This window comes from Sulfitobacter sp. OXR-159 (assembly GCF_034377145.1).
In the GTDB taxonomy this organism is placed as follows: domain Bacteria; phylum Pseudomonadota; class Alphaproteobacteria; order Rhodobacterales; family Rhodobacteraceae; genus Sulfitobacter.
Window position 1 is genome coordinate 234,160 of sequence record NZ_CP139707.1, and the last position, 26,662, is coordinate 260,821.

At 62.4% G+C, this 26,662-nt stretch carries 25 protein-coding genes; 9 read left to right on the forward strand and 16 right to left on the reverse strand.

Annotation, left to right across the window (positions count from 1 at the left end; all coding sequences use genetic code 11):
- Positions 1-300: 300 nt before the first annotated feature.
- The 3 genes from T8A63_RS01115 to ade form a co-directional block, all read right to left on the reverse strand.
- Positions 301-588 (reverse strand): HU family DNA-binding protein, encoded by a 288-nt coding sequence (locus tag T8A63_RS01115; protein ID WP_007118569.1) that lies wholly within the window; start codon positions 586-588, stop codon positions 301-303.
- 127 nt (positions 589-715) lie between these two features.
- On the reverse strand, positions 716-2,179 hold the full coding sequence (locus T8A63_RS01120; RefSeq protein WP_067624625.1) for an AMP nucleosidase: 1,464 nt from the start codon (positions 2,177-2,179) through the stop codon (positions 716-718).
- Positions 2,176-3,978 carry an adenine deaminase gene (ade, locus tag T8A63_RS01125; protein ID WP_322344752.1) on the reverse strand — a complete coding sequence of 601 codons (1,803 nt, stop codon included), beginning with the start codon at positions 3,976-3,978 and terminating at the stop codon, positions 2,176-2,178. Before ade ends, T8A63_RS01120 begins: the two co-directional genes overlap by 4 nt.
- 123 nt (positions 3,979-4,101) lie before the next feature.
- Here ade and T8A63_RS01130 point away from each other — a divergent pair, with 123 nt between their 5' ends.
- The gene (locus tag T8A63_RS01130) at positions 4,102-5,346 is read left to right on the forward strand and encodes a glycosyltransferase family 4 protein (protein WP_322344753.1); all 1,245 of its coding nucleotides are present in this window, start codon (positions 4,102-4,104) and stop codon (positions 5,344-5,346) included.
- Positions 5,347-5,352: 6 nt separating this feature from the next.
- On the opposite strand, the gene T8A63_RS01135 is transcribed toward T8A63_RS01130, so the two are convergent.
- Positions 5,353-6,471 carry a polysaccharide biosynthesis/export family protein gene (locus tag T8A63_RS01135; protein WP_259947027.1) on the reverse strand — a complete coding sequence of 373 codons (1,119 nt, stop codon included), beginning with the start codon at positions 6,469-6,471 and terminating at the stop codon, positions 5,353-5,355.
- A 152-nt stretch (positions 6,472-6,623) separates the two neighbouring features.
- Here T8A63_RS01135 and T8A63_RS01140 point away from each other — a divergent pair, with 152 nt between their 5' ends.
- The 7 genes from T8A63_RS01140 (at position 6,624) to T8A63_RS01170 (ending at position 14,824) form a co-directional block, all read left to right on the forward strand.
- Entirely contained in the window at positions 6,624-7,508 is an 885-nt protein-coding gene (locus tag T8A63_RS01140) for an NAD(P)-dependent oxidoreductase (protein WP_322344754.1), read from the forward strand.
- A 10-nt stretch (positions 7,509-7,518) separates the two neighbouring features.
- Positions 7,519-8,130, forward strand: coding sequence for a sugar transferase (locus T8A63_RS01145; RefSeq protein WP_067942490.1), 612 nt, complete (start codon positions 7,519-7,521; stop codon positions 8,128-8,130).
- A gap of 267 nt (positions 8,131-8,397) precedes the next feature.
- Positions 8,398-10,281, forward strand: a complete 1,884-nt coding sequence (locus tag T8A63_RS01150) for a polysaccharide biosynthesis protein (RefSeq protein WP_067628587.1) — start codon at positions 8,398-8,400, stop codon at positions 10,279-10,281.
- A gap of 153 nt (positions 10,282-10,434) precedes the next feature.
- Entirely contained in the window at positions 10,435-12,603 is a 2,169-nt protein-coding gene (locus T8A63_RS01155; RefSeq protein WP_322344755.1) for a YjbH domain-containing protein, read from the forward strand.
- Positions 12,600-13,298, forward strand: coding sequence for a YjbF family lipoprotein (locus T8A63_RS01160; protein WP_161487351.1), 699 nt, complete (start codon positions 12,600-12,602; stop codon positions 13,296-13,298). Before T8A63_RS01155 ends, T8A63_RS01160 begins: the two co-directional genes overlap by 4 nt.
- A gap of 51 nt (positions 13,299-13,349) precedes the next feature.
- Positions 13,350-14,204 carry an SDR family oxidoreductase gene (locus T8A63_RS01165; RefSeq protein WP_067628597.1) on the forward strand — a complete coding sequence of 285 codons (855 nt, stop codon included), beginning with the start codon at positions 13,350-13,352 and terminating at the stop codon, positions 14,202-14,204.
- A gap of 26 nt (positions 14,205-14,230) precedes the next feature.
- Positions 14,231-14,824: an exopolysaccharide biosynthesis protein gene (locus T8A63_RS01170; protein WP_067942494.1), complete on the forward strand. Its 594-nt coding sequence runs from the start codon at positions 14,231-14,233 to the stop codon at positions 14,822-14,824.
- Here the strand turns inward: T8A63_RS01170 and dxs are convergent.
- From dxs to T8A63_RS01195, 5 genes are all read right to left on the reverse strand, one after another.
- Positions 14,821-16,749, reverse strand: a complete 1,929-nt coding sequence (gene dxs, locus T8A63_RS01175) for a 1-deoxy-D-xylulose-5-phosphate synthase (RefSeq protein ID WP_300051144.1) — start codon at positions 16,747-16,749, stop codon at positions 14,821-14,823. The genes T8A63_RS01170 and dxs overlap by 4 nt on opposite strands.
- A gap of 41 nt (positions 16,750-16,790) precedes the next feature.
- Positions 16,791-17,675, reverse strand: coding sequence for a farnesyl diphosphate synthase (locus T8A63_RS01180; protein ID WP_322344756.1), 885 nt, complete (start codon positions 17,673-17,675; stop codon positions 16,791-16,793).
- Positions 17,676-17,683: 8 nt separating this feature from the next.
- Positions 17,684-17,926, reverse strand: a complete 243-nt coding sequence (locus T8A63_RS01185) for an exodeoxyribonuclease VII small subunit (protein WP_067264990.1) — start codon at positions 17,924-17,926, stop codon at positions 17,684-17,686.
- A 109-nt stretch (positions 17,927-18,035) separates the two neighbouring features.
- Complete coding sequence (locus T8A63_RS01190) at positions 18,036-18,737, reverse strand: response regulator (protein ID WP_067628577.1); 702 nt, start codon at positions 18,735-18,737, stop codon at positions 18,036-18,038.
- On the reverse strand, positions 18,734-19,246 hold the full coding sequence (locus T8A63_RS01195; RefSeq protein ID WP_243266339.1) for a MarR family winged helix-turn-helix transcriptional regulator: 513 nt from the start codon (positions 19,244-19,246) through the stop codon (positions 18,734-18,736). The genes T8A63_RS01190 and T8A63_RS01195 overlap by 4 nt, the downstream gene beginning before the upstream one ends.
- 171 nt (positions 19,247-19,417) lie before the next feature.
- On the opposite strand from T8A63_RS01195, the gene T8A63_RS01200 reads away from it, so the two are divergent.
- Positions 19,418-20,287, forward strand: coding sequence for a branched-chain amino acid aminotransferase (locus tag T8A63_RS01200; protein ID WP_322344757.1), 870 nt, complete (start codon positions 19,418-19,420; stop codon positions 20,285-20,287).
- Here T8A63_RS01200 and T8A63_RS01205 read toward each other — a convergent pair.
- The 7 genes from T8A63_RS01205 to T8A63_RS01235 all read right to left on the reverse strand — a co-directional run bounded on the left by T8A63_RS01205 (position 20,284) and on the right by T8A63_RS01235 (position 26,650).
- Complete coding sequence (locus tag T8A63_RS01205; RefSeq protein ID WP_322344758.1) at positions 20,284-21,051, reverse strand: 5-oxoprolinase subunit PxpA; 768 nt, start codon at positions 21,049-21,051, stop codon at positions 20,284-20,286. The two genes, T8A63_RS01200 and T8A63_RS01205, sit on opposite strands and share 4 nt — an antisense overlap.
- Complete coding sequence (locus T8A63_RS01210) at positions 21,048-22,079, reverse strand: biotin-dependent carboxyltransferase family protein (RefSeq protein ID WP_322344759.1); 1,032 nt, start codon at positions 22,077-22,079, stop codon at positions 21,048-21,050. Before T8A63_RS01210 ends, T8A63_RS01205 begins: the two co-directional genes overlap by 4 nt.
- The gene (locus tag T8A63_RS01215) at positions 22,076-22,804 is read right to left on the reverse strand and encodes a 5-oxoprolinase subunit B family protein (RefSeq protein ID WP_322344760.1); all 729 of its coding nucleotides are present in this window, start codon (positions 22,802-22,804) and stop codon (positions 22,076-22,078) included. The genes T8A63_RS01210 and T8A63_RS01215 overlap by 4 nt, the downstream gene beginning before the upstream one ends.
- Positions 22,797-23,732 carry a hypothetical protein gene (locus tag T8A63_RS01220; protein WP_322344761.1) on the reverse strand — a complete coding sequence of 312 codons (936 nt, stop codon included), beginning with the start codon at positions 23,730-23,732 and terminating at the stop codon, positions 22,797-22,799. Before T8A63_RS01220 ends, T8A63_RS01215 begins: the two co-directional genes overlap by 8 nt.
- Before the next feature lie 6 nt (positions 23,733-23,738).
- Positions 23,739-25,055 carry a TRAP transporter large permease subunit gene (locus T8A63_RS01225; protein WP_322344762.1) on the reverse strand — a complete coding sequence of 439 codons (1,317 nt, stop codon included), beginning with the start codon at positions 25,053-25,055 and terminating at the stop codon, positions 23,739-23,741.
- Between the two features lie 4 nt (positions 25,056-25,059).
- A complete protein-coding gene (locus tag T8A63_RS01230; RefSeq protein ID WP_067631297.1) occupies positions 25,060-25,584 on the reverse strand; it encodes a TRAP transporter small permease in 525 nt (174 codons plus the stop codon).
- A 76-nt stretch (positions 25,585-25,660) separates the two neighbouring features.
- A complete protein-coding gene (locus tag T8A63_RS01235) occupies positions 25,661-26,650 on the reverse strand; it encodes a TRAP transporter substrate-binding protein (protein ID WP_322344763.1) in 990 nt (329 codons plus the stop codon).
- Between the last annotated feature and the right edge of the window lie 12 nt (positions 26,651-26,662).

The window sequence follows — 26,662 nt, forward strand, 5'->3', positions numbered from 1 at the left end:
CAAGGTGCGGAAACGGGGGAGTTCGCCACCCCGCTCGGAATCAAGCCGCAGGCACCGGGCCATCGCCTGCCCGCCCGTCACGCCAGAGGCGTGCCGTGGTAGTTTGGGCGCACCGCTGGTGCGACCGGGTAGGCGTTTTGTTGAGGTTAGGCGCAAAATTGAGAGCGCACATCACGGCTGAGCCATAAAGTGGCAACGTCAGAAGTTTGGATCGCCGACCCGCGGGCAGGTGATGGCCCTCAAGGCCAACAAAAAAGGGCCGCCCGAAGACGACCCTTTCGCAAACATTCAGCCCAAGGCTTACTCGTTCACGCTGTCCTTCAGTGCCTTCGCGATGGTCATCTTGACCACTTTGTCGGCGTCTTTCTTGAACTGTTCGCCGGTGGCGGGGTTGCGGACCATCCGCTCGGGGCGCTCACGGCAATAGATTTTGCCAACGCCTGGCAGGGTCACGGCACCGCCGGCGGACACTTCACGGGTGATCAGGTTGCAAACGGCGTCGAGCGCTGCGCCTGCGGATTTCTTGTCGGTGTCCATCTCTTCTGCCAGAGCAGCGACGAGCTGGGTCTTGGTCATCGGTTTTGCCATTTTATTCTCCTTAGACTGCCCGCTTTTTAGGGCCTCATGGCCGGAATGTAACGGTATGTTGTGGGATAACACAACGAATTGTGGCGCTATAAACGCGAAAACATGCGAATTTCCGCTGTTTTCCGCCCTATAGGAACGCCGTTTCGTCGAAGGATCGAAGTTTCCGGCTGTGGATCCGCTCCAATGGCATGCGGCGCAGCAGTTCCATGGCGCGAATGCCGATCATCAGATGGCGCGCGACTTGAGTCTTGTAGAAGTCCGAGGCCATGCCGGGCAGTTTCAACTCCCCATGCAGCGGTTTGTCCGACACACACAGCAGCGTGCCATAGGGCACCCGGAAGCGGTAGCCGTTGGCGGCGATGGTGGCACTTTCCATATCCAGCGCCACGGCGCGGGATTGGCTCAGCCGCTGCACCGGGCCAGATTGGTCGCGCAATTCCCAGTTGCGGTTGTCGATGGTAGCGACGGTGCCGGTGCGCATGATGCGTTTAAGCTCATAGCCCTCCAATTGCGTGACCTGCGCCACCGACTGCTCCAACGCGATCTGGATCTCGGCCAACGCCGGGATCGGCACCCAGACGGGCAGATCGTCATCCAGAACGTGATCCTCGCGCAGGTAGCCATGCGCCAGCACGAAGTCGCCTAGAGCCTGCGTATTGCGCAGCCCGGCACAGTGGCCGACCATCAGCCAAGCATGGGGGCGCAGCACGGCGATGTGGTCCGTCGCCGTTTTAGCGTTGGACGGGCCGACGCCGATATTGACCAGCGTGATGCCCGAACCGTCGGCGCGTTTCAGGTGATAGGTCGGCATCTGCGGGGTCTTCAGCGTTTCGGCCAAGGGGGCATCGGGATCGGTGATCTCGGCATTGCCGGTCGAGACAAAGGCGGTATAGCCGCTCTCGGGGTCGCGCAGCATCTCGCGGGCGTATTGCTCAAACTCGGTCACATAGAACTGGTAGTTCGTAAACAGCACATGTGTCTGGAAATGCTCGGGATCCGTGGCCGTGTAATGCGCCAGCCGGGCGAGGGAGTAATCGACGCGCTGCGCGGTAAAGGGCGCGAGCGGGCGCACGTCGTCCTCAGGCACGTAGGTCCCGTTGACGATATCATCATTGGTGGTCGACAGGTCCGGCACGTCAAAGACATCGCGCAGGGTGAAATCGGCGGCCCCTTCTTGGGGCACGTTCAGCGCATTATCACCCGACATGGCGAAATGTACCGGAATCGGTGTGGTCGACGGGCCAACGATCACTGGCTGGTCGTGATTTTCAATCAGCAGGCCGATCTGCTGGATCAGATAGTTCCGAAACAGGTCAGGCCGGGTGATCGTCGCGGCGAAGGTGCCGGGAGAGGAGACATGTCCGAAAGACAGCCGCGTATCGACATGGGCGTAAGACGAGGTGCGAAACCGCAGTTCGGGATAAAAGGCACGCACGCGGGCATCGGGGGCCGAAGTCTCCATCGCCTTGGCAAAGGCATCATGCAGGAAGGTCGTGGCCTGCTGATAGAGTTCGGTCAGGCGGTCCACGGCAGCTGTCGCATCGCGGAAGCTTTCCGGGTTCGGGGTGTCCGGGGTCAGGATCGTTGTCATGTTTGCGGCTCTAACAATGGGATGATTTCAAATTTCTGCACATCGACCAGCCCAAGGTCCGAGATCCGCAACTCCGGGATCACCACAAGGGCCAAAAGAGAATGCTGCATATAGGCGTTGTTCAGCTTGCAGCCACAGTCGATCATCGCCTGCACAAGGGCTTCGGCATCGGCGGCGACTTCAGCGGCGGGGCGGTCAGACATCAACCCGGCGATGGGCAGGGCGACAAGCGCCAGTTCCTCGCCCTCGCGGAAGATCGTGATGCCCCCGCCGACTTCGCGCAGCCGGTTGGCGGCCAGCGCCATCTGCTCGGCATCGGTGCCCACGACAATCATGTGGTGGCTGTCATGCGCCACGGTCGAGGCCATGGCCATGCGCCCCTCATAGCCGAATCCCGAGACGAAAGCGTTGGTCACCGTCCCGGTGGCGCGGTGGCGTTCGACCAGTGCGATCTGGCAAACCTCGCCAGTGCCCTGCACGCGGCCTTCGGTCACGGGCAGTTCAAACTTCAGCGCGCGTGTGGGCGCTTGGTTTTCGACCACGCCGATGACATTGGCGGTGACGGCGTTCGCGCCTTCGGGGGCAGCGATGTCGAAGTCATCGGCGCTCAGGTTTCGGGCCATGTTTACGGTCTGGCGAGCATTGTTAGGCCAGTCGAAATGCGGGCAATCGACAAGGCATTTGCCATCTTCCGCGACCACCTCGCCACGCGCGATCACCGCCTCTACCGGGAAGCTCGCAAGGTCCGATGTCAGGATCACATCAGCTCGGCGGCCGGGTGTGAGTGAGCCGATCTCCCGCTCCAACCCGAAATGCGTCGCGGTGTTGATCGTCGCCATTTGCAAGGCAATCAACGGATCGCAGCCGCAGTCGATGGCATGACGCACCACCCGGTTCATATGCCCTTCGTTGGTGATGGTACCCGAGTGGCTGTCATCGGTGCACAGGATCATGTTGCGCGGATCGAGCCCCTTTTCGGTGATCGCGGTGATCTGCGTCTTCACGTCATACCACGCCGAACCGAGCCGGATCATCGACCGCATGCCCTGCCGCATCCGCGCCACGGCGTCGGCTTCGCAGGTGCCCTCATGGTCATCCGCCGGACCGCCCGCCACATAGGCAGCAAAGGCGGGGCCGAGGTCGGGGGAGGCATAATGCCCGCCCACGGTCTTGTCCGCGCGTTGCGTCGCTGCAATCTCGGCCAGCATTTGCGGGTCGGCATTGCTGACACCGGGGAAGTTCATCATTTCGCCCAAGCCCACGATGCCGGGCCATGCCATTGCCTCGGCCACATCTTCGGCGGTGATCTCAAAACCCGTGGTTTCCAGTCCCGGGGCCGAAGGCGCGCAGGAGGGCATTTGCGTGAAGATGTTAATCGGCTGCATCAGCGCTTCGTCATGCATCATGCGCACGCCGTTCAGCCCCAGCACATTGGCGATCTCATGCGGGTCGGTGAAGGCCGATGTCGTGCCATGCGGGATCACGGCGCGGGCGAACTCCGCCGGGGTGAGCATGGTCGATTCAATATGCATATGCCCGTCGCAAAGACCGGGGACCATATAGCGGCCATTGGCCTCGATAATGCGGGTATCATCGCCGCGGCAGTGGCTGGCATCCGGCCCGACAAAGGCGATGCGCCCGGCGGCAATGGCGATGTCGTGATCGGGCAGGCATTCGCGGGTGTGCACATTCACCCAAATGCCGCCGGTGATGATCGTATCGGCCGCGCGCCGCCCGGCGGCGACCTCGACCAATTGTGCGGCCACATCGGGCCAAGTGGGGAACGTTTTATCTGTCATGTCCAAAGGTGCCATAGGGCCGGGGGAGGTTCAAGCGGGCCCGCGATATGAAAGGGCGCGGGATGTTGCCAGAACGCGCCGCTTGCGGCTAACTGGGGCCCAAGGCATTTACGGAACCATCTGATGAATTTTCTCTTTGTGCACCAGAATATGCCCGGCCAATACCGGGAGTTGGTGCAATGGCTGGCGCAGGCGGGCGGGCATCGGATTTATTTTCTGACCCAGCGTCAGAACGCCCCAAATCTGCCCGGCGTAGAAACCCGGGTCTACCGCCCTCACCACCGGGCCGACGACAAAGCCTATGGGCTCTCGCGCGTTTGGGAAGAAGCCTCGGGCAATGGTTTCGGGGCCGTCAACGCGGCCCGGCAGATCGAAACGCAAGAGGGCTTTCGCCCCGACATCATCATCGGCCACGTCGGTTGGGGGGAGTTAAGCTTTTTCAAAGAGCTTTGGCCCGATGTGCCGATCATCGGCTATTTCGAGTATTATTATAACATGACCGGTGGGATGGTCGGCTTTGATCCAGCCGAGAAAATTTCGACCCATGCGCCTTATCTTAACCATGCGCGCAATATCGTGCCGCTGGCCAATATCGAAACCGTCGATCTAGGCCACTGTCCGACCCATTGGCAACGTGACCGTTTTCCCGAAAGCTTTCACCGCAAGCTCTACGTCTGCCACGATGGCATCCGCACCGATCAACTATTGCCCGACCCGGATGTCAGCCTGCGGTTGGGGCGTCTGGCAGAGCCCGTCACGCGCGAGGATGAGATCATCACCTATGTCGCGCGCAATCTGGAAAAGACGCGGGGCTTTCACACGATGATGCGCGCTTTGCCGCGTATCTTGGCCGAGCGGCCCTCTGCGCGGGTGGTGATCGTCGGCGGCAATGAGGTGTCCTACGGCAAGCAAAGCGACCATCCCGGCGGGTTGCGCGGAGAGATGGCGGCAGAACTGCAGGGCAAGGTCGATTGGGAGCGGGTGCATTTCGTCGGCAAAGTGCCATACCCCGATTTCAAGAAGCTTGTGCAGATCAGCCGCTGTCACATCTATCTGACGATGCCCTTTGTGCTGTCTTGGTCCCTGCTCGAAGCCATGTCGATGCAGGCCACGATCGTGGCCTCTGATGTGGCCCCGGTGCGCGAGGCGGTGAGCCATGGCAAGACCGGGCTGCTGGTGGATTTCTTTGACCCCGATGCGTTGGCGGCGCAGGTGGTGGAGGTGCTTGCCAATCCGCAGGACCACGCACATCTCGGCCCGGCGGCGCGGGCGCATGTGATTGAGAATTACGATTTCCTTACCCGCTGCCTGCCCGAACACCTCGCGCGGATCAACGCATTGGTGCCCGACAGCAAACGGATCAGCTAGCGGGGATCAGTTGCCAAGGTTCCCGGCTGTGTTCACCAGCCCAAAGACCGATCCGACAAGGCCCAGAATGGTGCGCGTGTCCGACAGTGGGCTTTCGGTCGCAAGCACCAGATCGCCAGATTGAATGTGGAAATTCCGCGCCGAAAAGAGCCCGTCAGATGTGGTCAAATCCAGCGTGAACACCACCCGCGTGCGGCGCGGGCCGCGCACCCCGGCGCTGACCGCGCTGGCGGGGTATTCGCGCAGGATCAAAATGCCCTCGGGGTCGGCGCGGGATTCGTTTACCCCACCGATGATCGCCAGCGCATCCAGCGCAGAGACCTCATCGCGGTTAAAGGGAAACTGTGCCTCCCTTCCGGCGGCACCCAGCGACAGGAAGTAACGGCGATCATCCTCGATGATCAGTTTGTCGCCCCCGATCAGCCGGGTATCAAGGCTGGGGTTTTCGTAAAGCCGGTCGATCGACGTGGTATAGATGTTTGGGCCGCGCAGCAGTTTGACCTGCGGGTTTTCGATGCCGCTTTGCACCCCGCCACCAGCCGAAATCGCCGCCAGCACGGTAAAGTTATTGTCGGGCATCAGGATGTTGCCGGGGCTGCTCACGCCGCTCACCAGATCGACGGAGTTGCTGCGCCCTTCGGTCATGGCCAGTTGCACCTGTGCCGAGGGCACGATCGTCTCAAGCCGACGCTGAAGCAATTGCCGCGCTGAATCCGGGGTCCGGCCCGAGACCTGAACCTTGCCGATATAGGGCATGAAAATCGTCCCGCTCTCCGAAACGCGAATGCCGGACAGGGTGGCAACCTGTTGGCTTGGCGACGTCAGAAGCGAGTTGTCGCTGCTGTCCCAAACCAGAATGTCCAGCCGATCACCGGGGCGGATCACTTGGGCGTTCGACCCTCGGCTGGCACCGATCCAGCCATGGCGTCTTTCGCCGGTGCGGGGCCACTGAGCAACACTGGGCAGAAAGGCACGGGTGACGGGATAAACGGCGATATCGGCATCCGGCGCGGCCGCTTCCTCAGTGACCTCTTTTTGGATGGCTGCACCACGCGGAAGGTTGCTGCATGCCGCCAGCGAGAAGGTCATCAGGGCCAAGAGGAACAGTTTGCTCAGGTGCTTCATGAGATGCGCAGTCGCTTTCTGGTGTTTCACCGGTAAACCGGGGTACTTGTGCCTGTATGCAGTGTTCATTGGCGGCTTGCAAAGGATGTTGTAAACCCGGCCCCCATCCGAAATTCTAGTCCCTCAGGATAGAGGCTGAACCTATGGCGTCAATGACTACAAAAGACAGCGCGGTTTCAAGCGGCCCGGCGGATTTTGACGGGGTTCTCTTGCTGGGCGCGACGGGGCGTTTGGGCAGCATGCTGCGCCGTCATTGGCCTGAACCGCAGGCTCTGCGCAGCCAGTCGCGGCAGCCTCGACCCGGGTTTTGCAATTTCGATCTGCCAGCAGCGGGAGAGGGGCCAAGCGATGCGGCGATTTCCGCCGCCCGTGGGGCGCGGGCGGTGATCTCTTTGGCCGGGGTGACCCCGGCCCGGGCGGGGGCCTGCGGCGCACCATTGGAGGATAACGTCACCCTCGCCCTCGCCGCGCTGAAACTGGCAGAGGCGGCGGCGGTCCCCCGGTTTTTTGTCGCTTCTTCGGCAGCGGTCTATGGCGCGCAAGACGGTCCGCTGCGAGAGGATATGCCCTGCGCTCCGCTTTCGGAGTACGGCAGGCAGAAGCTGGCGATGGAGCAGGCGGTGCGAGAAGCGCAAGGCAAGACCGCCATCACCGCGCTGCGGATCGGCAATGTGGCCGGCGCGGACGCGATCCTTGGCGGCTGGCAACCGAAAATGCAGATTGATCGCTTCCCCGATGGCGCCACGCCAAGCCGCAGCTATATCGGGCCGGTGACCTTGGCGCGGGTGCTCTGCGCGCTCTGCCATGTGGACGACCTGCCGCCTGTTTTGAATACCGCGGCCCCCGGCGCGGTGCAAATGGGGGCGCTGCTCGATGCGGCGGGGCTGGCGTGGCAGCCCAAACCGGCCCCGGCCACCGCCATTCCTGAGGTGCGGCTGGATACGAATGCGCTTGAATGCCACGTCGATTTCACGCCAGAAACTCAAACGCCCGCCGGTTTGGTACGTGAATGGCAGCAGGATATGAACAAACGATGAAGACCCTTCAATGACGTGGCGCAAGCGCATCTTCGATCTGTTCTTCGCCAGCCTGCTTGTCATCATCTTGGGGCCGATCTTGCTGGGGTTGCTGGTCTGGTTGCTGCTGAAAGAGGGGCGGCCGCTTTTTCATGTGGCCGAGCGGATGAAAACGCCTGAGCAGAGTTTCAACCTTTGGAAACTGCGTACGATGACCGTGGCAGAGAAGGATCAGGGCGTATCGGGCGGCAACAAAGCCGCGCGGATCACCCCCACCGGCGCATGGCTCAGGGCGCGGCGCTTGGATGAGTTTCCCCAGCTTTGGAATATCCTGCGCGGCGATCTAAGCTTTGTCGGCCCCCGCCCGCCGCTGCGCGAATATGTGGAGCGTTTTCCCGAGGTCTATGCCGAGGTTCTGAAATCACGGCCCGGCGTGACCGGGTTGGCCACGATCCGGTTTCACAAACATGAAGAACGGCTGCTGTCGCGCTGCGAGACCCCGGAAGAGACCGACCGTGTCTATTGTCGTATCTGCGTCCCGCGCAAAGCCCAACTAGATCTGATTTATCAGCGCCATCAAAGCACATGTTACGACTTCGATTTGGTGTTTCAAACTATCAGCAACCTTTTTAGACGCAGATGAAGGTGGCGGTTTTAGACGCAGATGAAGGTGGCGGTGGCCCGCGGCGTGACCGGGGGCAAATAGTTAAAAATTGGTGTTTTTGACAAAATCGTGGCAATGTTTGCTGAAAATTTAAGCGAATCCAGATTCGATTGATGACACATTGAGCGCTATTTACTGTTTTTACGCTTGCTGGTGCTCAGAAAGAGCTCCATGGACGAAAGAGAGCTACTAATACGTTTCGGGCGCATCGCGGTCGCTAATATACACGTAGACAGGAGACGGCGCATGCTGAGCATCATCAAGTCGCTGACCAAACGGCAAAAGCGCGTGATCATGTTGGCGCTCGACTCCCTTTTAATCGTTGTCTCCACGATTGCCGCCTTGGCTGTGCGCGGGCTGCCTGAGCATCTTCTCGAAACACTCGCCAACTATGCCCCGGTATTACCTCTTACCCTGATTGTTGGTGTGCTCGTATCGATCCGCTTGGGGGTCTGTAGCACACAATTGAACGCCTATGAGACCGCAGCGGTCGGTAGCACCGCTATTTTGGGGACCACCCTGGCGGGCGTATCCCTGCTGGGCGCGTCCCTTCTGGGGCTGGATTTCCCGCTGGGCGTGCATATCATGTTCGGGGCGATCTTTTTCTCTCTGGTGGTGCTGTCGCGGGTAATCTTGTTGCATATCGTGCTGCAAATCTACCGTACCGGCGACGCGCGCTGCCGTGTCCTGATTTATGGCGCGGGCACCACGGGGACACAGCTGGTCTCGGCGCTGCGCGGCCATGAAACGATTGAGCCTATTGCCTTTGTCGATGATAACATTGCGCTGCAAGGGCTCAACGTCTCAAAACTGCCGGTCTATTCCTCGCGCGGCATTGCTGAACTTGTCGTCGAGAAACAGATCGACCGCGTGTTGCTGGCCGTGCCCTCGCTAAGCACCCCAAAGCAGGCGCAGATCGCCCGACGGCTGGAGAAGCTGGGTCTGGAGGTGCAAACCCTTCCGTCCTTCGCGCAATTGATCGGGGAAGAGGCTTTGGTCGACAAGCTTTCCCCCGTTTCTCCGCGTCGGTTCCTGAACCGCGATGAAATCACCCCTTTGATCAACGAAGGCGGAGAGAGCTATGCCGGTAAGGTGGTTTTCGTCTCTGGTGCGGGCGGCTCCATCGGGTCGGAGCTTTGCCGTCAGGTTCTGCTTTGTCGGCCCACCAAACTGGTGCTTTTCGAACTGAGCGAACTGGCCCTCTACAACGCCGACATGGAGATCCGGCAGTTGGCCGAGGGCAGCGACATCGAAATCGTCTCGGTCCTGGGTACGGTCACGGATACCCGGCAGCTGCGCAAAGTGCTGTCGCAGCACGGGGTCAATGTGATCCTTCATGCCGCCGCCTATAAACATGTCCCGCTGGTCGAGGCGAACCCGCTTTCGGGGCTGGTGAACAATGTTTTGGGCACACAGGCGCTGGCCGAGCAGGCCGCTCGCGCAGGCGTGGAGCGTTTCATTCTGGTATCGACCGACAAGGCCGTGCGCCCGACCAATATTATGGGTGGGTCCAAGCGGCTTGCCGAACTCGTCATTCAAGATATGGCACGCAAATATGGCGGCGAAGGCGGTGTCATCTTTTCCATGGTCCGCTTTGGCAATGTGTTGGGGTCGTCCGGGTCTGTCGTGCCGCTGTTTCAAGAGCAGGTTAGCCGCGGCGGCCCGTTGACGGTGACGGATCGGGGCGTGGCGCGCTACTTTATGACGGTGGAAGAGGCCGTGCGTCTGGTCTTGCAGGCTGGATCGCTGGCCCAAGGGGGCGAGGTCTTTGTTCTGGACATGGGCAAGCCTGTGCCCATCTTGAAACTTGCACGCCAAGTAATTGAAACGGCTGGTTATACTGTCCGGGACGAAGACAACCCCGATGGCGATATCGAGATCGAGATCACCGGCCTGCGGCCCGGCGAGAAGATGACCGAGGAGTTGACGCTGAGCGGTTTGCTCATCAACACGGCGCATCCCAAGATCTATTCCGCGCGGGAAAACGGATTGAACGAACTGGAAATCGCCTCGGTCCTGCGGGACTTGCGCGAAGCACTTGTTGCCAATGACGAAGATTTGGCCCGTCAGGTTGTCTACCGCTGGGTCGAAGGCTTCGCCCCACCCGAGGCGCTGAGAAAATCCTCCTGACCGGACCGTCACATGTCGCGATATTGCCGCGGTCGCGGCGCGCGGCAAAACGGTGGCGGGACAGAGATTGATTTGCAGGGGCCGTCCGTGCCAAATCTAGCCAACAATATCGCAGGTAAGGGGCGCTTTGTGGATCGGCAGACGAAATTAGGAATGCGTAGGCTGAACCGTGGGCCGCTGGTGTCGATGCTCTTGGCGGGGGTGGCGCTGCCCGGTGTTGCGCTGGCTGATCCGACTTACGACATCTTTGAAACCCCCGAGCGTCCTTCGCTCAACTTTTACGGCTCGCCGGGGCTGGTCGATATGCCAACCGCCCATGCACTGCCGGATGGGCAGCTTGCCATCGGGGTCTCAAACTTTGCAGGCATGACGCGCACCACCTTGACCTTTCAGGCCACACCGCGCCTGTCGGCCAGCTTTCGCTACGTTGGAATTCGGGATTGGACCGATGTCGTTCCCGGCAATTTCGATACCTATCGCGACCGAAGCTTTGACCTGCGCTATATGCTGAAAAAGGAAGATGTTTTCTGGCCTGCGATCACCGTAGGTTTGCAGGATTTCGCAGGCACTGGGATCTACGCGGGCGAATATGTCGTTGCGACCAAGACTTTCGACAACACGCTGCTGCCCGGCCGCGTCAAGGTGACCGGCGGTCTGGGCTGGGGGCGTCTGGGCAGCCACGGCAGCATCGGTGCGCCCTTTGGTGGCAACCGCGGCTCCTTTGTTGGGGGCAGCACGGGGGGCAAACCTTCGTTTGATCAATGGTTTCGCGGGTCGGCTGCGCCCTTCGCCGGGGTAGAGTGGGCGGTGAATGACCGTTGGACCCTCAAGGCGGAATACAGTTCCGACGCCTATGAGACCGAAGACGGCTTGCGCGAGATCTTTACCCGTAAATCGCAGTTCAACTTCGGCACCGAATACCAATATTCCGATGGGCTGCGGTTGGGGGCCTATTATCTCTATGGGTCCGAGATCGGGGTGAACCTGCAATACCAGTTGAACCCCCGCAAGCCGCTGACGCCGGTCAAGATTACCCCGGTCGCGCCGCTCAAGGTGCGCCCCAGCCGCGCCACCTCTCCGGCGGCTTGGGATACGCAATGGGCCGCCAGCACCAACCAGCAGCGCAGCCTGCGCGATCAGGTGAAAGAGGTGCTGGATGCCAGCGGTCTTTCCCTCGTGGCGCTGACGCTTGATTCCGCCAAGGCCGAGTTGCGGTTGCGCAATGACCGGTATCAGGCCCCGGCGGTTGCTGTGGGGCGTGGTGCGCGCGCGCTGGCTTGGGTGCTGCCCGCCTCGGTTGAGACCTTCCGCATCGTCTTGGTCGAAGAGGGTTTGGCGCAATCCGCCGTGACCCTGCGCCGCTCTGACCTTGAGGCTTTGGAGTTTGACCCGCAGGCCGCCGACGCGCTTCTGGCCGTGGCAGGCATCGGTGAGGCCACTCCCCGGCTGCCCGGCGCGATGAAAAATGGCGACCTCTACCCCGATTTCGCCTGGTCCATCGGCCCCTATCTGTCGCCCAGCTATTTCGACCCGGAAGAGCCGGTTCGCCTGGATGGCGGCGTGGAGGTCACGGCCAGCTATCGCCCCGCGCCGGGCTGGACCGTCGCAGGCGGTCTGAAGCACCGTCTTTTTGGCTCTGTGGGCGATAAGACGACGCCGAGCAATTCAAGGCTTCCGACCGTCCGCACCGAGGGGCCGCGCTATGCCCGCGAAGGCGAGACGATCATCGACAATGCCTATGTGAGCAAGCAATGGAAGCCCGGCAATGACCTCTATGCGCGGGTCACGGCAGGCTATCTTGAGCGGATGTTCGGGGGTGTTTCGGCCGAATTGCTGTGGAAACCCGTCAACAGCAATCTCGCACTCGGGGTTGAGGCGAATTACGTGAAGCAGCGCGATTATGACGGTGCTCTGGGCTTTCTCGATTACAGCGTGGCGACGGGCCATGTCTCGGCCTATTACGCCTTTGGCGGCGGCTATCATGGTCAATTGGACGTGGGCCGCTATTTGGCCGGTGATGTCGGTGCGACCGTGACCCTGACGCGCGAATTTACCAACGGCTGGAAGGTCGGCGGCTTTTTCACCATCACGGATGTCTCGGCCGAAGAGTTTGGCGAGGGGTCTTTTGACAAGGGCATCAACCTGACGATCCCCATCGGTTGGTTCTTGGGCGAGCCGGACAAACGCAGCGTGTCTACCACGATCCGACCGATCCAGCGGGATGGCGGGGCGCGGCTTCAGGTGCCGGGCCGGCTTTATGAACAGGTGCGCAGTGGCCATCGCAATTCACTGGAAGATCAATGGTCGAGGGTCTGGGAATGAAGCATTTTGCAACCGGTCTTTTGTTGATCGCCAGCCTTACCTTGAGCGCCTGTGCGGGCGGAGGGCGCGAAGAGGAGCGCAGCCCACTGCTCAGCGCGGGCAGCACGTTGTTTAGCATTCTCAAAGACCGCACCGGACCCGAGGCGCCAGCCAAGGGGCGGGTAACAGTGACGCGCACGCTGCTGGATCAGACGCCCGGCGCGGTCATGCAGGTCGTTCCGGAAAACACCGGGCTGCAGGACTTTCTGAAACGTGTCGCTCGGCGGTCTGATGGCACGCCGGGGATGGTAGAGGTCTGGCAATCCACGGATCAGGTTCAGATCGTCCTGCGCGAAGGCGTGCTGGTCGGCACCAAGGGGCTTGGTGGCGATATGCGCTCGGCCCAAGCGCAAACAGTGATCGCGGCGCTGGACGGGCAGGGCGGCGGCGGCGAAAGGTTAATCACGCTGGCGCGGCTGGATGGCACGGCACAGACGGTGCCCTTTGCCTGCGACGTGACCCATCTGGGTCCAGAAACGATCCAGATCGTGGACCGTCGCCTGTCCGTGCGTCATTTCCGTGAGGATTGTATTTATGGCGCAACGACCTTCAGCAATGACTATTGGGCCGAGGTCGGTACCGGCAAACTCCGCCGTTCGCGGCAATGGGCCGGGCCGCAATTCGGCTATATGGCGATCGACCTTCTGAAAGATTAAAATCCCTGCTTGGCGCTTGTGATCGCAGCCCGCGCGGGCCAATTTGGCGAGATGGATAAAACGCTTCTTTCCCTTGGGCATGGCTATAGCGCGCGCGCATTGGCCGCCCGGTTGATCCCGCAGGGCTGGCGCATCATCGGCACCACGCGCAGCCCCGAAAAGCTTAAAGAGATTGCCGCGACGGGGGTGGACCCGATGCTCTGGCCCGGCGACGATCTGAGCGCGCTTTTGCAAGAGGTGCCGAACTTGCTGGTCTCTGCCGGGCCGGGGCCGGAGGGCGATCCGGTTCTGCTGGAGTTGCAGGATCAGATCACCGCCGCCGCCCCGCATCTGCGGTGGGTGGGCTATCTGTCGACCACTGGCGTCTACGGCGACCACGGTGGCGATTGGGTGGACGAGACCACGCCGCTTGCCCCCTCCACCCGACGCGGCGCGGCGCGGGTGCAGGCCGAGGCGGCATGGGGCGCGATCCCCGATCTGCCGCTACATATTTTTCGGCTGGCGGGCATCTACGGCCCCGGACGCGGGCCATTTGCCAAGGTGCGCAAGGGCACGGCGCGGCGCATCATCAAGCAGGGCCAAGTCTTTTCGCGGATCCATGTGGAGGATATCGCCCAAGCGCTGGAATTGTCTTTGGCAAAACCGCAGCCGGGGGCGATCTACAACCTGTGCGACGACGACCCCGCTCCGCCCCAAGATGTAATCGGCCATGCCGCCGCGCTTTTGGGCCTGCCCTTACCCCCGGCGGTGAACTTCGACGAGGCCGAGATGACCCCCATGGCCCGCAGCTTTTATGCGGAGAGCAAGAAGGTCCGGAACGATCACGCCAAGGCGGCGTTGGGCTGGCAACCGATCTACCCTGATTATCGCTCGGGTCTGGCCGCGCTGCTGGGGGCGGATGACTGAACCCGTGGCATCGCCCGAGGCACCGAATGCGTCAAGACGAACACACGTTGGCCTATCTGCTCGACAGTATGGAGCGCGCGGCAGAGAAGGAGACGGTGTCGATCAACGATGTGCTGCATGAGATCGGCGACCGTTCCATCACACCGCTGATCCTGATTGTCGCCTTGCTGCTGGTCTCGCCCCTGTCGGGAATCCCCGGCGTCTCGACCCTAGCGGCGGTGACGATCATCCTTTTGGCGGTGCAAGCCGTTACCGGGCGGCGCAGGCTTTGGATGCCGCAGTTTCTGTTGCGGCGCGAAGTGGCGGGCCATCGGTTAAGCGGCTGCGTCCGCTTTTTGCGCCGTCCCTGCGCCTTTGTCGACGGGCGCTGCAAGCCGCGTCTTCAGTTCCTCACCACCGGCCCGATGCGGTTCATCACGCTTGTTGTGGTCACGATCATCCCGCTCGGCTGGCCCTTTATGGAGGTCTTGCCGATGATGTCGTCGCTCGGCGCTGGCACTGTGGCGCTTCTGGTTTTCGGCCTTTTCACCCGCGACGGGCTGTTCGTGCTGTTGGGCTATCTCTGCGTGGCGATCACGCTGGTCGCGGGCGCCCTGCTGGTGCTGACCGCCACCAGTTAGGCGCGCTGCGCGTCCAGATCGCCGATGCCGAGCACCTCAAGCACTTTGGCGATGATCTGTTCAGCGTTCATCCCCGCCACGGCGTACATATCCGCCGGGCTGGCCTGATCGATGAAAGTATCGGGCAGCACCATGGAGCGGAACTTAAGCCCCTTATCAAAGACCGCCTCATCGGCAAGCAGTTGCGCCACATGGCTGCCAAAGCCGCCTACGGCACCCTCTTCGATGGTGATGAGCGCTTCGTGGTCTGCGGCCAGTTTCAGGATCATGTCGCGGTCCAGCGGCTTGGCAAAACGCGCATCGGCGATGGTGGGGGTGATGCCCTTGGCGCTAAGCTGTTCGGCGGCTTTCTCGACTTCTTCGAGCCGCGTGCCAAAGGACAAGAGCGCAACCTTGCTGCCTTCCCGGATCATCCGGCCCTTGCCGATTTCCAGTGGCGTGCCGCGCTCTGGCATCTCGACCCCGCGCCCCTCGCCGCGCGGATAGCGGAAGGCGATAGGCCCATCGTTATGGGCAGCGGCGGTGGCGACCATATGGCGCAACTCGGCTTCATCGGCGGCGGCCATCACCACGAAACCCGGCAGGTTGGCAAGGAAAGCCACATCAAATGCGCCCGCGTGGGTTGGCCCATCGGCCCCCACCAGCCCGGCGCGGTCGATTGCGAAACGCACCGGCAGGCGCTGGATCGCGACGTCATGCACGACTTGGTCGTAACCGCGTTGTAGGAAGGTGGAATACATCGCGCAGAAGGGTTTCATCCCCGCCGCCGCCAGCCCCGCGCAAAAGGTCACGCCGTGCTGTTCGGCGATGCCCACGTCGAAACAGCGGCTGGGGTAGCGTTCGGCAAAAAGATCCAGCCCTGTGCCATCGGGCATCGCTGCGGTCACGGCGCAGATCTTGTCGTCCTCGGCGGCCTCGGCCAGCAGGCTGTCGGCGAAAACGCGGGTATAGCTGGGTGCATTGGAGGGGGCTTTCTTTTGCTCGCCCGTAACCACGTTGAACTTGGCCGTGGCATGGCCGCGATCCCGCGCGGCTTCGGCGGGGCCATAGCCCTTGCCCTTTTGGGTCTGGATATGGATCAGGATCGGCCCCGTCGCGCGTTGATGAACGGTGCGCAGCACGGGCAGCAACTGATCCATGTCGTGCCCGTTGATCGGGCCGAGGTAGGAAAAGCCGAGGTTCTCGAACAGGGTGCCGCCGACCGCCATGCCCTTGAGCATATCCTTGGCGCGTTTCGCGCCTTCGCGGAACGGTTCGGGCAGCAGGCTCACCGCGCCTTTGGCGGCGGCTTTGAAGTCCTGAAACGGCGCTTCGGCATAGAGGCGGCTGAGGTAGCTCGACATTGCGCCGACGGGCGGGGCGATGGACATCTCGTTGTCGTTGAGGATGACGATCAACCGTTTTTTCAGGTCGCCCGCGTTGTTAAGCGCCTCATAGGCCATGCCCGCGCTCATCGCGCCGTCACCGATCACGGCAATCGCGTCGCCAAGCCCTTCGGGGATCACACCGCCCAGATCGCGGCCCACGGCAAAGCCGAGCGCGGCCGAGATCGAGGTCGAGCTATGCGCCGCGCCGAAGGGGTCGTAGGGGGATTCGCTGCGTTTGGTGAAGCCCGAGAGCCCGTCCTTCATCCGCAGGCTGCGAATACGGTCGCGGCGTTCGGTAAGGATTTTATGCGGGTAGCACTGGTGGCTGACATCCCAGATGATCTTGTCGCGCGGGGTGTCAAAGACCGCATGCAGCGCCACGGTCAGCTCCACCACGCCAAGCCCCGCGCCCAAGTGTCCGCCGGTTTCCGACACGGCCGAGATCGTCTCGGCCCGCAGTTCACGCGCGACTTGGGTCAGTTCGGCATCGGACAGGCGTTTCAGGTCCGCAGGGCGGGTGACCTGATCAAGCAGGGGGGTGGCGGGTTTGTCACTCATCGGGGCCTCTCTGGTGCCGCATTGGCGCATGTGCCGCCCGGCTAGCTGTCGCGGGCAATAACGAAGGCGGCAGCGGCTCGCAAGCTCTGCGCCTCTGGTCCATATTCAGATAGGGCGTCGCAGGCCAAGTCCACCAATTCGGCGGCGCGGGTCTTGGCCCCGGCAAGCCCAAGGTGGGACACAAAGGTCGCTTTTCCCGCTGCGTCGTCTTTGCCCACGGCTTTGCCCACGGTCTCGGCGTCGCCTTCAACGTCAAGGATGTCATCGGCGATCTGGAACGCAAGGCCAAGGTGTTTGGCGTAAGCCCCAAGCGCCGTGGCATCGGCTCCGGCCATGCGCGGCCCGGCCATGGCCGACCATTCAATCAGCGCGCCGGTCTTGCCTGCCTGAAGTGCCGTGATCTCGGCCAGCGACAGCGGCGCGGGGGCGGTTTCGGCGGCGATGTCCAGCGCTTGCCCGCCGACCATGCCGCCGACGCCTGCCGCTTGGGCGAGGCTCGTCATCAGAATCAGACGCGCCTCCGCCGGACAGGCGAGTTGCCCGAGCAGTTCAAAGGCCAGCGTTTGCAGCGCGTCACCGGCCAGAACGGCGGTCGCCTCATCCCACTTGCGGTGCACCGTGGGCTGGCCCCGGCGCAGATCGTCGTCGTCCATACAGGGCAGATCGTCATGCACCAGCGAATAGGCATGCAGCGCCTCAATGGCCGCAGCGGCTGGGGCGGCCATGCCGGGGGCGATGCCATGCAGCCGAGCGGATTCGATTACCAGAAAGCCGCGCAACCCCTTGCCGCCGCCGCAGGCATAGCGCATCGCCTCGGCGACCGGGCCTGTGCGCTCGGCCAAGGCCGCTTCGATCTGCGCTTGCGCCAGATCACGGGCAAGGGCAAGCGCCTCTGCCAAGGGAAGGGGGGTGGGCTGGAAGGTCATGCAGGCGGTCAAAGCCCTTCGACGGGTTTCAGCCCATTGGGGTTGCCATCGCCATCAAGGGTGATCGCGGCGACCTTTTCTTCGGCCTCTTTCAGCTTGGTCTCGCAGCGCGCCTTAAGCTTCGCCCCGCGTTCGTAAAGCGCGATGCTTTCGTCCAGCGCGACATTGCCGTTTTCAAGCTGGCCCAACACTTTTTCAAGCTCGGCCATGGCGGTCTCAAAGTTCATCTCTTCTACGGGTGTGTCAGACATTGCGCGCCTCGTTGGTCGGAATTTCGCGCGACAATAGTGCTTCGCGCCGGGCATTGCCAGCGGGCTGGCCTTATGAATTTTACCTATGTGTTTCGCTAAAAGGGCCGGGTCAGTCCGGGGCCAGCATATAGCCCGCGCCGCGCACGGTTTGCAGGTATTGCGGCTGTTTCGGATCGCTTTCGATCTTGCGGCGCAGGCGGGTGATCTGAACATCAACCGCGCGTTCCTGCGCTTGGCCCCGGTCGCGGCCCAATTCTTCGACAAGTTTTGACCGGCTGAGCGCGACACCGGGCTGCGCGGCGAAAATCTTCATCAGTTGCACTTCGGTCGCGGTGAGACGTACCAGATCGTCGCCCTGCCACATTTCACCCCGCTCCATGTCATAGCGGATCACGCCGAGCGACAGCACTTTTGGCGCGGCATCGGCGGCTGAGGTGTCGGGCATGCGGCGCAGGATCGCGTTGATGCGCAGCAGCAGTTCCTTAGGCTCGAAGGGTTTTGGCAGATAGTCATCCGCCCCGGCCTCCAACCCTTCGATGCGGTTGTCGGTCTCGCCCTTGGCGGTCAGCAGCAAGATCGGCGTTTGCAGGGTTTCGCGCAGGGATCGGGTCAGCGCCATGCCGTCTTCGCCGGGCATCATCACGTCGAGCACGATCAGATCAAACTCTAGCCCCGCCAGCACCCGGCGCGCATGGGCCGCGTCGCGGGCCGTGCTGACCAGAAAGCCGTTCCGCATCAGGAATTTCTTTAGCAGGCTGCGGATGCGCTCATCGTCGTCGACAACCAGCAGGTGCGCGTCAAGCTCGTTCATGGAGCGCTTTCGCGGAGCCGGTCAAAGCTCTGGCGCATTTCGGGATCCATCATGGCCTCCAATACCGTTCTGAAACCGGCCACGGCGTCGGGCCCGGCGGTGCGAAAGGCCAGCCGCATGCGCGCGCGCTGAGCGTCCGATAGCTCCTGTTCCAGCTTGCGACCCTCGTCGGTCAGGAACAGATGCCGCTCGCGCTTGTCATTGCGGCCAACCTTGCTTTGCACCAGACCATCGGCGATCAGCGTGCGCAAGACACGGTTGAGCGATTGTTTCGTGACCCCAAGGATGTTGAGCAGGTTGTTCACTGTCGTGCCGGGGGCGCGGTTGATAAAGTGGATGGCGCGGTGATGCGCGCGGCCATAGGCCATATCGGCCAGAATCCTGTCGGGATCGGCAGTGAAGCCGCGATAGGCAAAGAACATCGCCTCAATCCCCTGCCGCAGTTGTTCGTCGGTCAAAAACAGCAGGCTGTCGCCGCTGCTAGGGGCCATCATCCGCCCGTCAGCCATAGTATGTCTCATTCTCTCTCGGGCCTGTTGGGGATCAGTTTACGTCAGCGTTGTTGACATTCCAATAGTGAAAGGCTATCGAATCCCGTGTTTTGCGCAATTAAATGTCTGCATCTGCCGATTGTTGCGCAATTTTTGAAAAGATAGCGCGTCATTTGGGAGGTAAACACCATGGCAGGCGGATATGACAACCGAGATGGGTACATCTGGATGGATGGCAAAATGGTGGACTGGCGCGAGGCCAATGTCCACATCCTGACCCATGCGATGCACTATGCGTCTTCGGTGTTCGAGGGCGAGCGCGCCTATAACGGCAAAATCTTCAAAAGCCGGGAGCATTCCGAACGGCTCAAGCGCTCGGCTGAGATGATCGACTTCGAGATCCCCTACACCATTGACGAGATCGAAGCCGCCAAGGCCGAAGTCCTCGCCGCCTCTGGCCTGCAAGACGCCTATGTGCGTGCGGTCGCTTGGCGCGGTGTGGGCGAAGACATGGGTGTCGCCTCGGCCCGCAACCCGGTCCGCATGGCCATCGCAGCATGGGAATGGGGTGCCTATTACGGCGACGCCAAGATGAAGGGTGCCAAGCTCGACATCTCCAAATGGAAGCGCCCCTCGCCTGAGACGATCCCGAGCCACGCCAAGGCGGCGGGTCTCTATATGATCTGCACCATGTCCAAACACGCCGCCGAAGCAAAGGGCTGTTCGGACGCGATGATGTATGACTATCGCGGCTATGTGGCCGAGGCGACGGGCGCGAATATCTTCTTCGTCAAGGATGGCGAAGTGCACACGCCGACGCCTGATTGCTTCCTCAATGGGATCACCCGTCAGACGGTCATTGGCATGCTGAAGGACAAGGGGATTACCGTCCACGAGCGCCACATCATGCCCGAGGAACTCGAAGGCTTCGAGCAGTGCTGGCTGACCGGCACCGCCGCCGAAGTGACCCCGGTGGGGCAAATCGGCGACTGGAAGTTTGAGGTCGGCGCGCTGACCCGTGAGATTGCCACCGACTATGAAAAGTTGGTGCGCAGCTAAACGCTGCCGCCGAATTTTGCCAATGTTACCCCGCCGTCCTGCAAACCCTTGCGGACGGCGGTTGCGATTTGAACGGCCTCTGCGGTGTCGCCATGCAGGCAGATCGTGTCGATCCGCGTGGGGATGTGTTTCCCGCTTTCGGTGATGATCGCGCCGGCTTTGACCATCTCGACCATTCTGGCGGCGGCGTGATCGGCGTCATGGATCACCGCGCCCGGATTGCTGCGGTCGACCAGCGTGGCGTCGTCGTTATAGGCGCGGTCGGCAAAGATTTCTCCGGCCCATTTGCAGCCCAGTGATTTCACCGCCCGTTCCTGCGCCGTGGCGGCCAGCACCATAACGATGAGATCGGGGGCCACGCTTAGCGCCGCCTCATAAAGATCGCGGGCCAAGCCTTCATCTTCGGACGCCATATTTGCCAACGCGCCATGCAGCTTCAGATGCCGCACCTCCGCGCCGACGCTGCGGGCCATGCCGACACTTGCCGCGACCTGATAGCGGATCTGGTTCTGCAAGGTGCCGCGCGGCACCGCCATGCGGTTGCGCCCGAAGCCCGCGAGATCCATGAAACCCGGATGCGCGCCGATGCCGACGCCGTTTTCATGCGCCATGCGCATCGTCGCGGCCATCACGTCTGCGTCGCCCGCGTGCCCGCCACATGCGATATTGGCCGAGGTCACGACACGCAGAAGCGCCGCGTCGTCGCCCATCGTCCATGGGCCAAAGCTTTCGCCCATGTCGGCGTTCAGATCGACGGATGTCATGGCGTGTCCTTTTCGAATGGATCGGCGGTGGCCGAAACCACGCCAGAGATCAGTTGATAGCCCAGCAAATCACGGATGCGCGCGGGATCGCGCAACAGGGGCTGGCGGCGTTTGGGAAGGGCGGCGAGGTCGGCGCGGTGGCGTGTCTCGGCGGCCAGCGCTTCGTCGAGGTCAATGAACTCGAACCGCAGCGCAGCGCCGGGCTGCGCCTGCGCCACGATGGGCAGGTCACAGGGGATCACCGTGCCGATGCGGGGGTAGCCGCCGGTGGTCTGACATTCACACATCAGCACAAAAGGCGCGCCATCGCCGGTAATCTGGATATCGCCGGGGGTGATGACCTCTGAGACGATGGTCAACTGCCCGCCGGTCGCGAAACCTTCGCCCTCGTGATCCATCCGTGCGCCCATGCGGTTGGCGCGAGCGTCACGTCGAAAGGTGGTATCGGTAAAGCGCGCACGGGTCGCGTCGTCAAAGGCGTCGGTCTGCATGGAGACGACGATGCGCACACGCTCCGCGCCAAAGCGGCTGTCACGGGGCAGGGTCAGGTTCGTCTCACCGCCCTTGTCCGCCCCCAGCGGCAGGGTCTCCCCGCTTTGCAGCAGGGCGCCGATGCCAGCGGCCAGATGGCTAGAGCGGGACTCCATCACCGGCTCAACATCAAAGCCGCCGCCCACATGAAGGTAGCCATAAGCCCCATCCCGCGCGCCGCCGATGGTCAGCTTGGCCCCCGCAGGCAGCAGGTGGCTGGCGTTCCATGCAATCGCTTCGCCGTCGATGCTCACTTGCATCTGCGCCCCGGTCAGCGCGATGCGTGTGTCCTGATCCACCTCGAAACTGCCGCCGCTGCCCGCCATTTCAATTGCCGCACAGTTCGGGTCCTGCCCCAACAGGGCGGCCCCTTCGTGCAGGGCGGTCGGGTCCGCCGCGCCGCCATGGGTCAGGCCAAGGGCGCGGTAGCCGGGGCGGCCATGGTCTTGAACCGTCATCGCCGGGCCAGCTTGGAGGATGGTCAGCGTGCCGCTCATGTCAGCGCCTCCCGCTCGGCACCACCGGTGGGCTCGTCGGCGATGCGGTCGAACTCTTGCCGGGTGATGGATGGAAAGATCAACTCATCGCCCGGCGACAGCGGAAAGGGCATGTCGCTGCCGGGGCGGAAGGTGCGAAAGGCGGTCTGGCCGATGTGCCGCCAGCCGGTGGGGGAGGCATTGGTGAAGATGATCAACTGCCGGATCGCCACGACCAGCGCGCCGGAGGGCACGGATTTTGTCAGCCCCTGCTGGCGCGGGATGTCCCAATGCGAGGGCAGTTCACCCATATAGGGCTGGCCGGGGGCAAAGCCGATGGTGAGGACGCGCACGCGAGCCTGCGACAGCTCGGCTATGGCCGCGTCGGGGTCGAGGCCCGCGGCCTCGGCGGCTTCCTCCAACTGCGGGGCGAGGTCGGTACCATAGACGGTCGGCACATGCCACAGGCTGCGCCCGGCGGGCAGGGCTTCGGCGAACCAATCGCGGGTTTCGAGCAAGTCGCGCAGGCGGTCGGTCATCTGTGTGATGGCCTCTTGGCTGACCTCAAACTGCACGAAGGTTGATACCAGCGAGGTGCTGGTCTCGCGCACCTCGGGCCAGTCCTGTTCCTCGACCGCCGCGCGAAAGGCGAGGGCGGCGCGGTTGGCGGGTTCGGACATCTTCTCGGCAAAGGTGACCAATAGGCCAGAGAGGCCGACACTGCGGATGCGGGGCCGGTCAGTCATTGGAGAGCATCCTTTCGTAAAGGCGCGGCAGCAGCACCGGGGTCAGATACATCGGCAGTTGCCAACAGCCGATAAAGATCATCAAGGGCGCCAGAACCTCGGGCGGGAGTGCGACGAGGAAGAGCGCGATATTGCGGTTGCCCGCGCCGATCGCCAGCGGGCCGGCCACAGCATGCAGCGGGCCGCGCCGGGTCAGCAGCAATGTGCCCGCCTGCAACAGATAGCTTAGGGCGAAGGCCAGCACCGTCCAGCCCGCCACCGCCCAAGGATCGCTCCGCAGCGCGGGGTTGAGTGCCGCCATAAGCCCGACGACAATGACCGAGAAGGCCAGCACCGACGCGCCGTCGAGCGCTTCGATCTGACGCGCTGAGGGGTGCGGCAGGAAGACATGGCGCAGGGCAAAGCCCAAGCCCGTCGCCCCAAGGATCACCGCCAACAGACGCATCGCGGCTTGGGCCACGTCCGAGGCTGGTCCGAGTTGCGGCAGCAAGGCCAAGACCGGCAGTACCGTCAGCGGAAAAGCCGCGGTGCCCAGCACCATCAGTTGCATCATCCGCCCGGCGTCGAGCCGCAGCAACAGGGCAAGGTTGACGCTGCCCGTCAGCGCCGGGGCCGCGGCGGCCAGCGTCACCGCCAGTGCGGCGGGGGTCTGCCCCAGCCCGGCCAGCATGAAGCCCCCCAGCAGCGCCAGCGGCAGTGCCGTCTGCAATGCCACTACCGAGGCCAATCCCCAAAGCAGATCCCGTACAGCCCCAAGGGCCGCGCGATGCCCGATCCTGAGCGCGGTGATCGTCAGCAGCGCAGCCACCATCTGCGGCAACCAGTCGGCCAGCGCCGCCGCAAGGCTGGGCAATCCCAACCCTGCCAGCAGTCCGACGATCAGGCAGACCCGCGCATGGCGCGAGGCCAGTTTGAGGATATGCAGCATGTTGGATCACCCGCTGGCCGGGCCGCTGCGCAGGTTTTCGGGCAGCCATGTGGCCACTTCGGGGAACCAGATCAGCACGAAAACCATGAAAACCATGATCGCAAACATCGGCAGCGCGGCCTTGGTGATATAGCCCATCTCGTGATTGGTCATGCCTTGCAGCACGAAGAGGTTAAAGCCAATCGGCGGGGTGATCTGGGCCATTTCGACGACCACGACCACGAAGATGCCGAACCAGATCAGGTCGATGCCTGCGCCGCGCACCATCGGCTCCACCACGGCCATGGTCAGCACGACCGAGGAAATCCCGTCGAGGAACATGCCCAGCACGATATAGAAGACCAAAAGCGCCATCAGCAACTCGAAGCGAGACAGCTCCATCGCCGCAATCCCGTCGGCCAAGGCGCGGGGCAGGCCGGTGAACCCCATCGACAGTTTCAGGAACGCCGCACCGGCAAGGATCAGCGCGATCATGGCGGAGGTGCGCATCGCCCCCATCAGGCTCTCGCGGAAGCTGTGCCAGTTCAGCGAGCCTTGGAACAGCGCTAGCGTCAGCGAGCCGATGACGCCGATGGCGGCGGCCTCGGTCGCCGTGGCAAAACCCAGATACATGGAGCCGATCACGACCGTGATCAGCGCGAAGACCGGCAGCAGGAAACGTGAGTTGCGCAGCTTGTCGGCAAAGCTCATGTCGGTCTCGATATCGGGGTTCCAGTCTTTTGACAGCTTACTGGTGATCGCGACATAGCCCATGAACATCAGCGCCAGCAGCAGGCCGGGCATGACGCCGGCAAAGAAGAGCTTGGTGATGCTTTCGTTCACCGTGACGCCGTAGACAATCAGCGCCAGCGAGGGCGGGATCATCAGGCCCAGTGTCGCGGCCCCGGCCAGCGTGCCGATGATCATCTTTTCGGGATAGTTGCGCGCCCGAAGTTCGGGGATCGACATTTTGCCCACGGTCGTCAGCGTCGCGGCGGAAGAGCCGGAGACGGCGGCAAACACGGTACAGCCCACGATATTGGTATGCACCAGCCCGCCCGGCAGTTTCGCGAGCCACGGCGACAGCCCGCGGAACATGTCTTGCGACAATCGCGTGCGGTAAAGGATTTCGCCCATCCAGACAAAAAGCGGCAGCGCGGTCAGCGTCCAACTAGAGGAACTGGCCCAGATCGTGGTGATCATCGCGTCGCCGACGGGGCGGGTGGTGAAAAGCTCCATCCCGACCCAGGCCACGCCCATCAGGGCGAGCCCGACCCAGACACCAGTGCCGAGGAGGAAGAACAGGACGATCAGGAACAGGGCAATGGCATAAATCTCGGTCATGGCGTCATTCCCCGAAGCTTTGATCGACTAGGTCACGGGTGACGCGGTGGTCGCCCTTGAAGATGAGGTGCAAAAGGTTGTCCGTCAGCGCGATGGCCAGAATGCCGCCGCCGATGACCATGACAGATTGCGGTATCCACAGCGCCGTGGCGTCTTGGTCTTGGCTGACCTCGTTGAACTTCCACGACCAGTAGACGAACCAATAGGCGTAATAGGTGAAGTACCACGCGACCGCCGCCGCCACGGCGAAACACCAGATATCAAGCAGCCGCTTCCCGCCCGTGCTTAGCGCGTTAAGCAGGATCGACACGCGGATATGCGAGCCGCGGTTCAGCGCATTGGCAAAGGCGAGGAAGCTTGCCCCGGCCATGGCATAGCCCGCATAGCTGGCCGCGCCCGGAAAGACATTGCCGGTCCAGCGGGCGACCATCTGGGCCACGATCAAGGTGAGGATGGCCACCAGACAGAGCGCCGCCAACGCCCCCGCCCCGATGTAAAGCCCGTCCAATAGTCTGCGCAGCGCCTTCATCTGGCTCTCCCTCAGTCAAGTCATGCCCCGGCATGAGAACGGCGGCCCGAATAACGGGCCGCCGCAGGTTTCGTGATTATTGCATCGCCTTATAGTCGTCGACGATCGCCTGACCGTCTTCGCCCGCGGCTTCGAGCCATTCTTGCGTCATGGTCTCACCCACTTCGCGCAGGCCGGACATCAGCTCTTCGCTGGCAGGCTCCACGTTCATGCCGCCTTCGCGCAGCCCGTCATAGGTGAACTGGGTGTAGTCCTTGGAGGCTTGCAGGCCACGTTCTTCGGCCTCGGTGGCGCAGGTGGTGATCGCCTCTTTGTTGGCGTCCGTGACTTCGGCCCAGACATCGGCGTTCACCATCACGTAGTTGCGCGGCAGCCAAGCGTCGACTTCGTAGAAATGCGTCAGGCTTTCCCAGACCTTCTGGTCATAGCCGGTGGCCCCCGACGAGATCATCGATTCCGCAACACCCGTGGCGAAGGCTTGGCTGACTTCGGCGGCTTCGATGGTGACGGGCGACATGCCGGTCAGTTCGGCCAATCGCGCGGTGGTGTTGTTGTAGGAGCGGAATTTCACGCCCTTCATGTCCTCGACCGAGCCGACTTCCTTCTTGAAGTAGAGCCCTTGAGGTGGCCATGGCACGTTATAAAGCAGGACGAGGTTCTGCTCTTCCAGCACGGCTTCGACTTTGGGCTTGGCGGCTTCCCAGAGCTTCGCGCTCGCCTCGAAAGAAGGCGCGAGGAAGGGGATGGAGTCAAAGCCGAAGACCGCGTTCTCGTTCTGGTGGCCAGAGAGCAGACGCTCGCCGATCTGAACCTGACCGGTCTGGATCGCGCGTTTGATGTCGGCCCCAGCGAAAAGTGCGCCGCCCGGATGCACAGTGATCTCGATCTCGCCGCCGGTGGCTTCGGTCACGCATTCGGCGAATTGCACGCCGTTCTCGGAATGGAAGTTCGAGGCCGAATAGGCCATCGGCATGTCCCAATTCTCGGCCGCGAAGGCGGGCATGGCGGTGCCCAGTGTCAGGGCGGTCATCGCCGCGCCGGCCATCAGTCTTGCTGTCAGTGTCATTTGGTTTCTCCC

Coding starts and splice junctions, on each gene's coding strand:
- T8A63_RS01115 (WP_007118569.1), bottom strand. CDS start 588: ATGGCAAAACCGATGACCAAGACCCAGCTCGTCGCTGCTCTGGCAGAA.
- T8A63_RS01120 (WP_067624625.1), bottom strand. CDS start 2,179: ATGACAACGATCCTGACCCCGGACACCCCGAACCCGGAAAGCTTCCGC.
- ade (WP_322344752.1), bottom strand. CDS start 3,978: ATGACAGATAAAACGTTCCCCACTTGGCCCGATGTGGCCGCACAATTG.
- T8A63_RS01130 (WP_322344753.1), top strand. CDS start 4,102: ATGAATTTTCTCTTTGTGCACCAGAATATGCCCGGCCAATACCGGGAG.
- T8A63_RS01135 (WP_259947027.1), bottom strand. CDS start 6,471: ATGAAGCACCTGAGCAAACTGTTCCTCTTGGCCCTGATGACCTTCTCG.
- T8A63_RS01140 (WP_322344754.1), top strand. CDS start 6,624: ATGACTACAAAAGACAGCGCGGTTTCAAGCGGCCCGGCGGATTTTGAC.
- T8A63_RS01145 (WP_067942490.1), top strand. CDS start 7,519: ATGACGTGGCGCAAGCGCATCTTCGATCTGTTCTTCGCCAGCCTGCTT.
- T8A63_RS01150 (WP_067628587.1), top strand. CDS start 8,398: ATGCTGAGCATCATCAAGTCGCTGACCAAACGGCAAAAGCGCGTGATC.
- T8A63_RS01155 (WP_322344755.1), top strand. CDS start 10,435: ATGCGTAGGCTGAACCGTGGGCCGCTGGTGTCGATGCTCTTGGCGGGG.
- T8A63_RS01160 (WP_161487351.1), top strand. CDS start 12,600: ATGAAGCATTTTGCAACCGGTCTTTTGTTGATCGCCAGCCTTACCTTG.
- T8A63_RS01165 (WP_067628597.1), top strand. CDS start 13,350: ATGGATAAAACGCTTCTTTCCCTTGGGCATGGCTATAGCGCGCGCGCA.
- T8A63_RS01170 (WP_067942494.1), top strand. CDS start 14,231: ATGCGTCAAGACGAACACACGTTGGCCTATCTGCTCGACAGTATGGAG.
- dxs (WP_300051144.1), bottom strand. CDS start 16,749: ATGAGTGACAAACCCGCCACCCCCCTGCTTGATCAGGTCACCCGCCCT.
- T8A63_RS01180 (WP_322344756.1), bottom strand. CDS start 17,675: ATGACCTTCCAGCCCACCCCCCTTCCCTTGGCAGAGGCGCTTGCCCTT.
- T8A63_RS01185 (WP_067264990.1), bottom strand. CDS start 17,926: ATGTCTGACACACCCGTAGAAGAGATGAACTTTGAGACCGCCATGGCC.
- T8A63_RS01190 (WP_067628577.1), bottom strand. CDS start 18,737: ATGAACGAGCTTGACGCGCACCTGCTGGTTGTCGACGACGATGAGCGC.
- T8A63_RS01195 (WP_243266339.1), bottom strand. CDS start 19,246: ATGGCTGACGGGCGGATGATGGCCCCTAGCAGCGGCGACAGCCTGCTG.
- T8A63_RS01200 (WP_322344757.1), top strand. CDS start 19,418: ATGGCAGGCGGATATGACAACCGAGATGGGTACATCTGGATGGATGGC.
- T8A63_RS01205 (WP_322344758.1), bottom strand. CDS start 21,051: ATGACATCCGTCGATCTGAACGCCGACATGGGCGAAAGCTTTGGCCCA.
- T8A63_RS01210 (WP_322344759.1), bottom strand. CDS start 22,079: ATGAGCGGCACGCTGACCATCCTCCAAGCTGGCCCGGCGATGACGGTT.
- T8A63_RS01215 (WP_322344760.1), bottom strand. CDS start 22,804: ATGACTGACCGGCCCCGCATCCGCAGTGTCGGCCTCTCTGGCCTATTG.
- T8A63_RS01220 (WP_322344761.1), bottom strand. CDS start 23,732: ATGCTGCATATCCTCAAACTGGCCTCGCGCCATGCGCGGGTCTGCCTG.
- T8A63_RS01225 (WP_322344762.1), bottom strand. CDS start 25,055: ATGACCGAGATTTATGCCATTGCCCTGTTCCTGATCGTCCTGTTCTTC.
- T8A63_RS01230 (WP_067631297.1), bottom strand. CDS start 25,584: ATGAAGGCGCTGCGCAGACTATTGGACGGGCTTTACATCGGGGCGGGG.
- T8A63_RS01235 (WP_322344763.1), bottom strand. CDS start 26,650: ATGACACTGACAGCAAGACTGATGGCCGGCGCGGCGATGACCGCCCTG.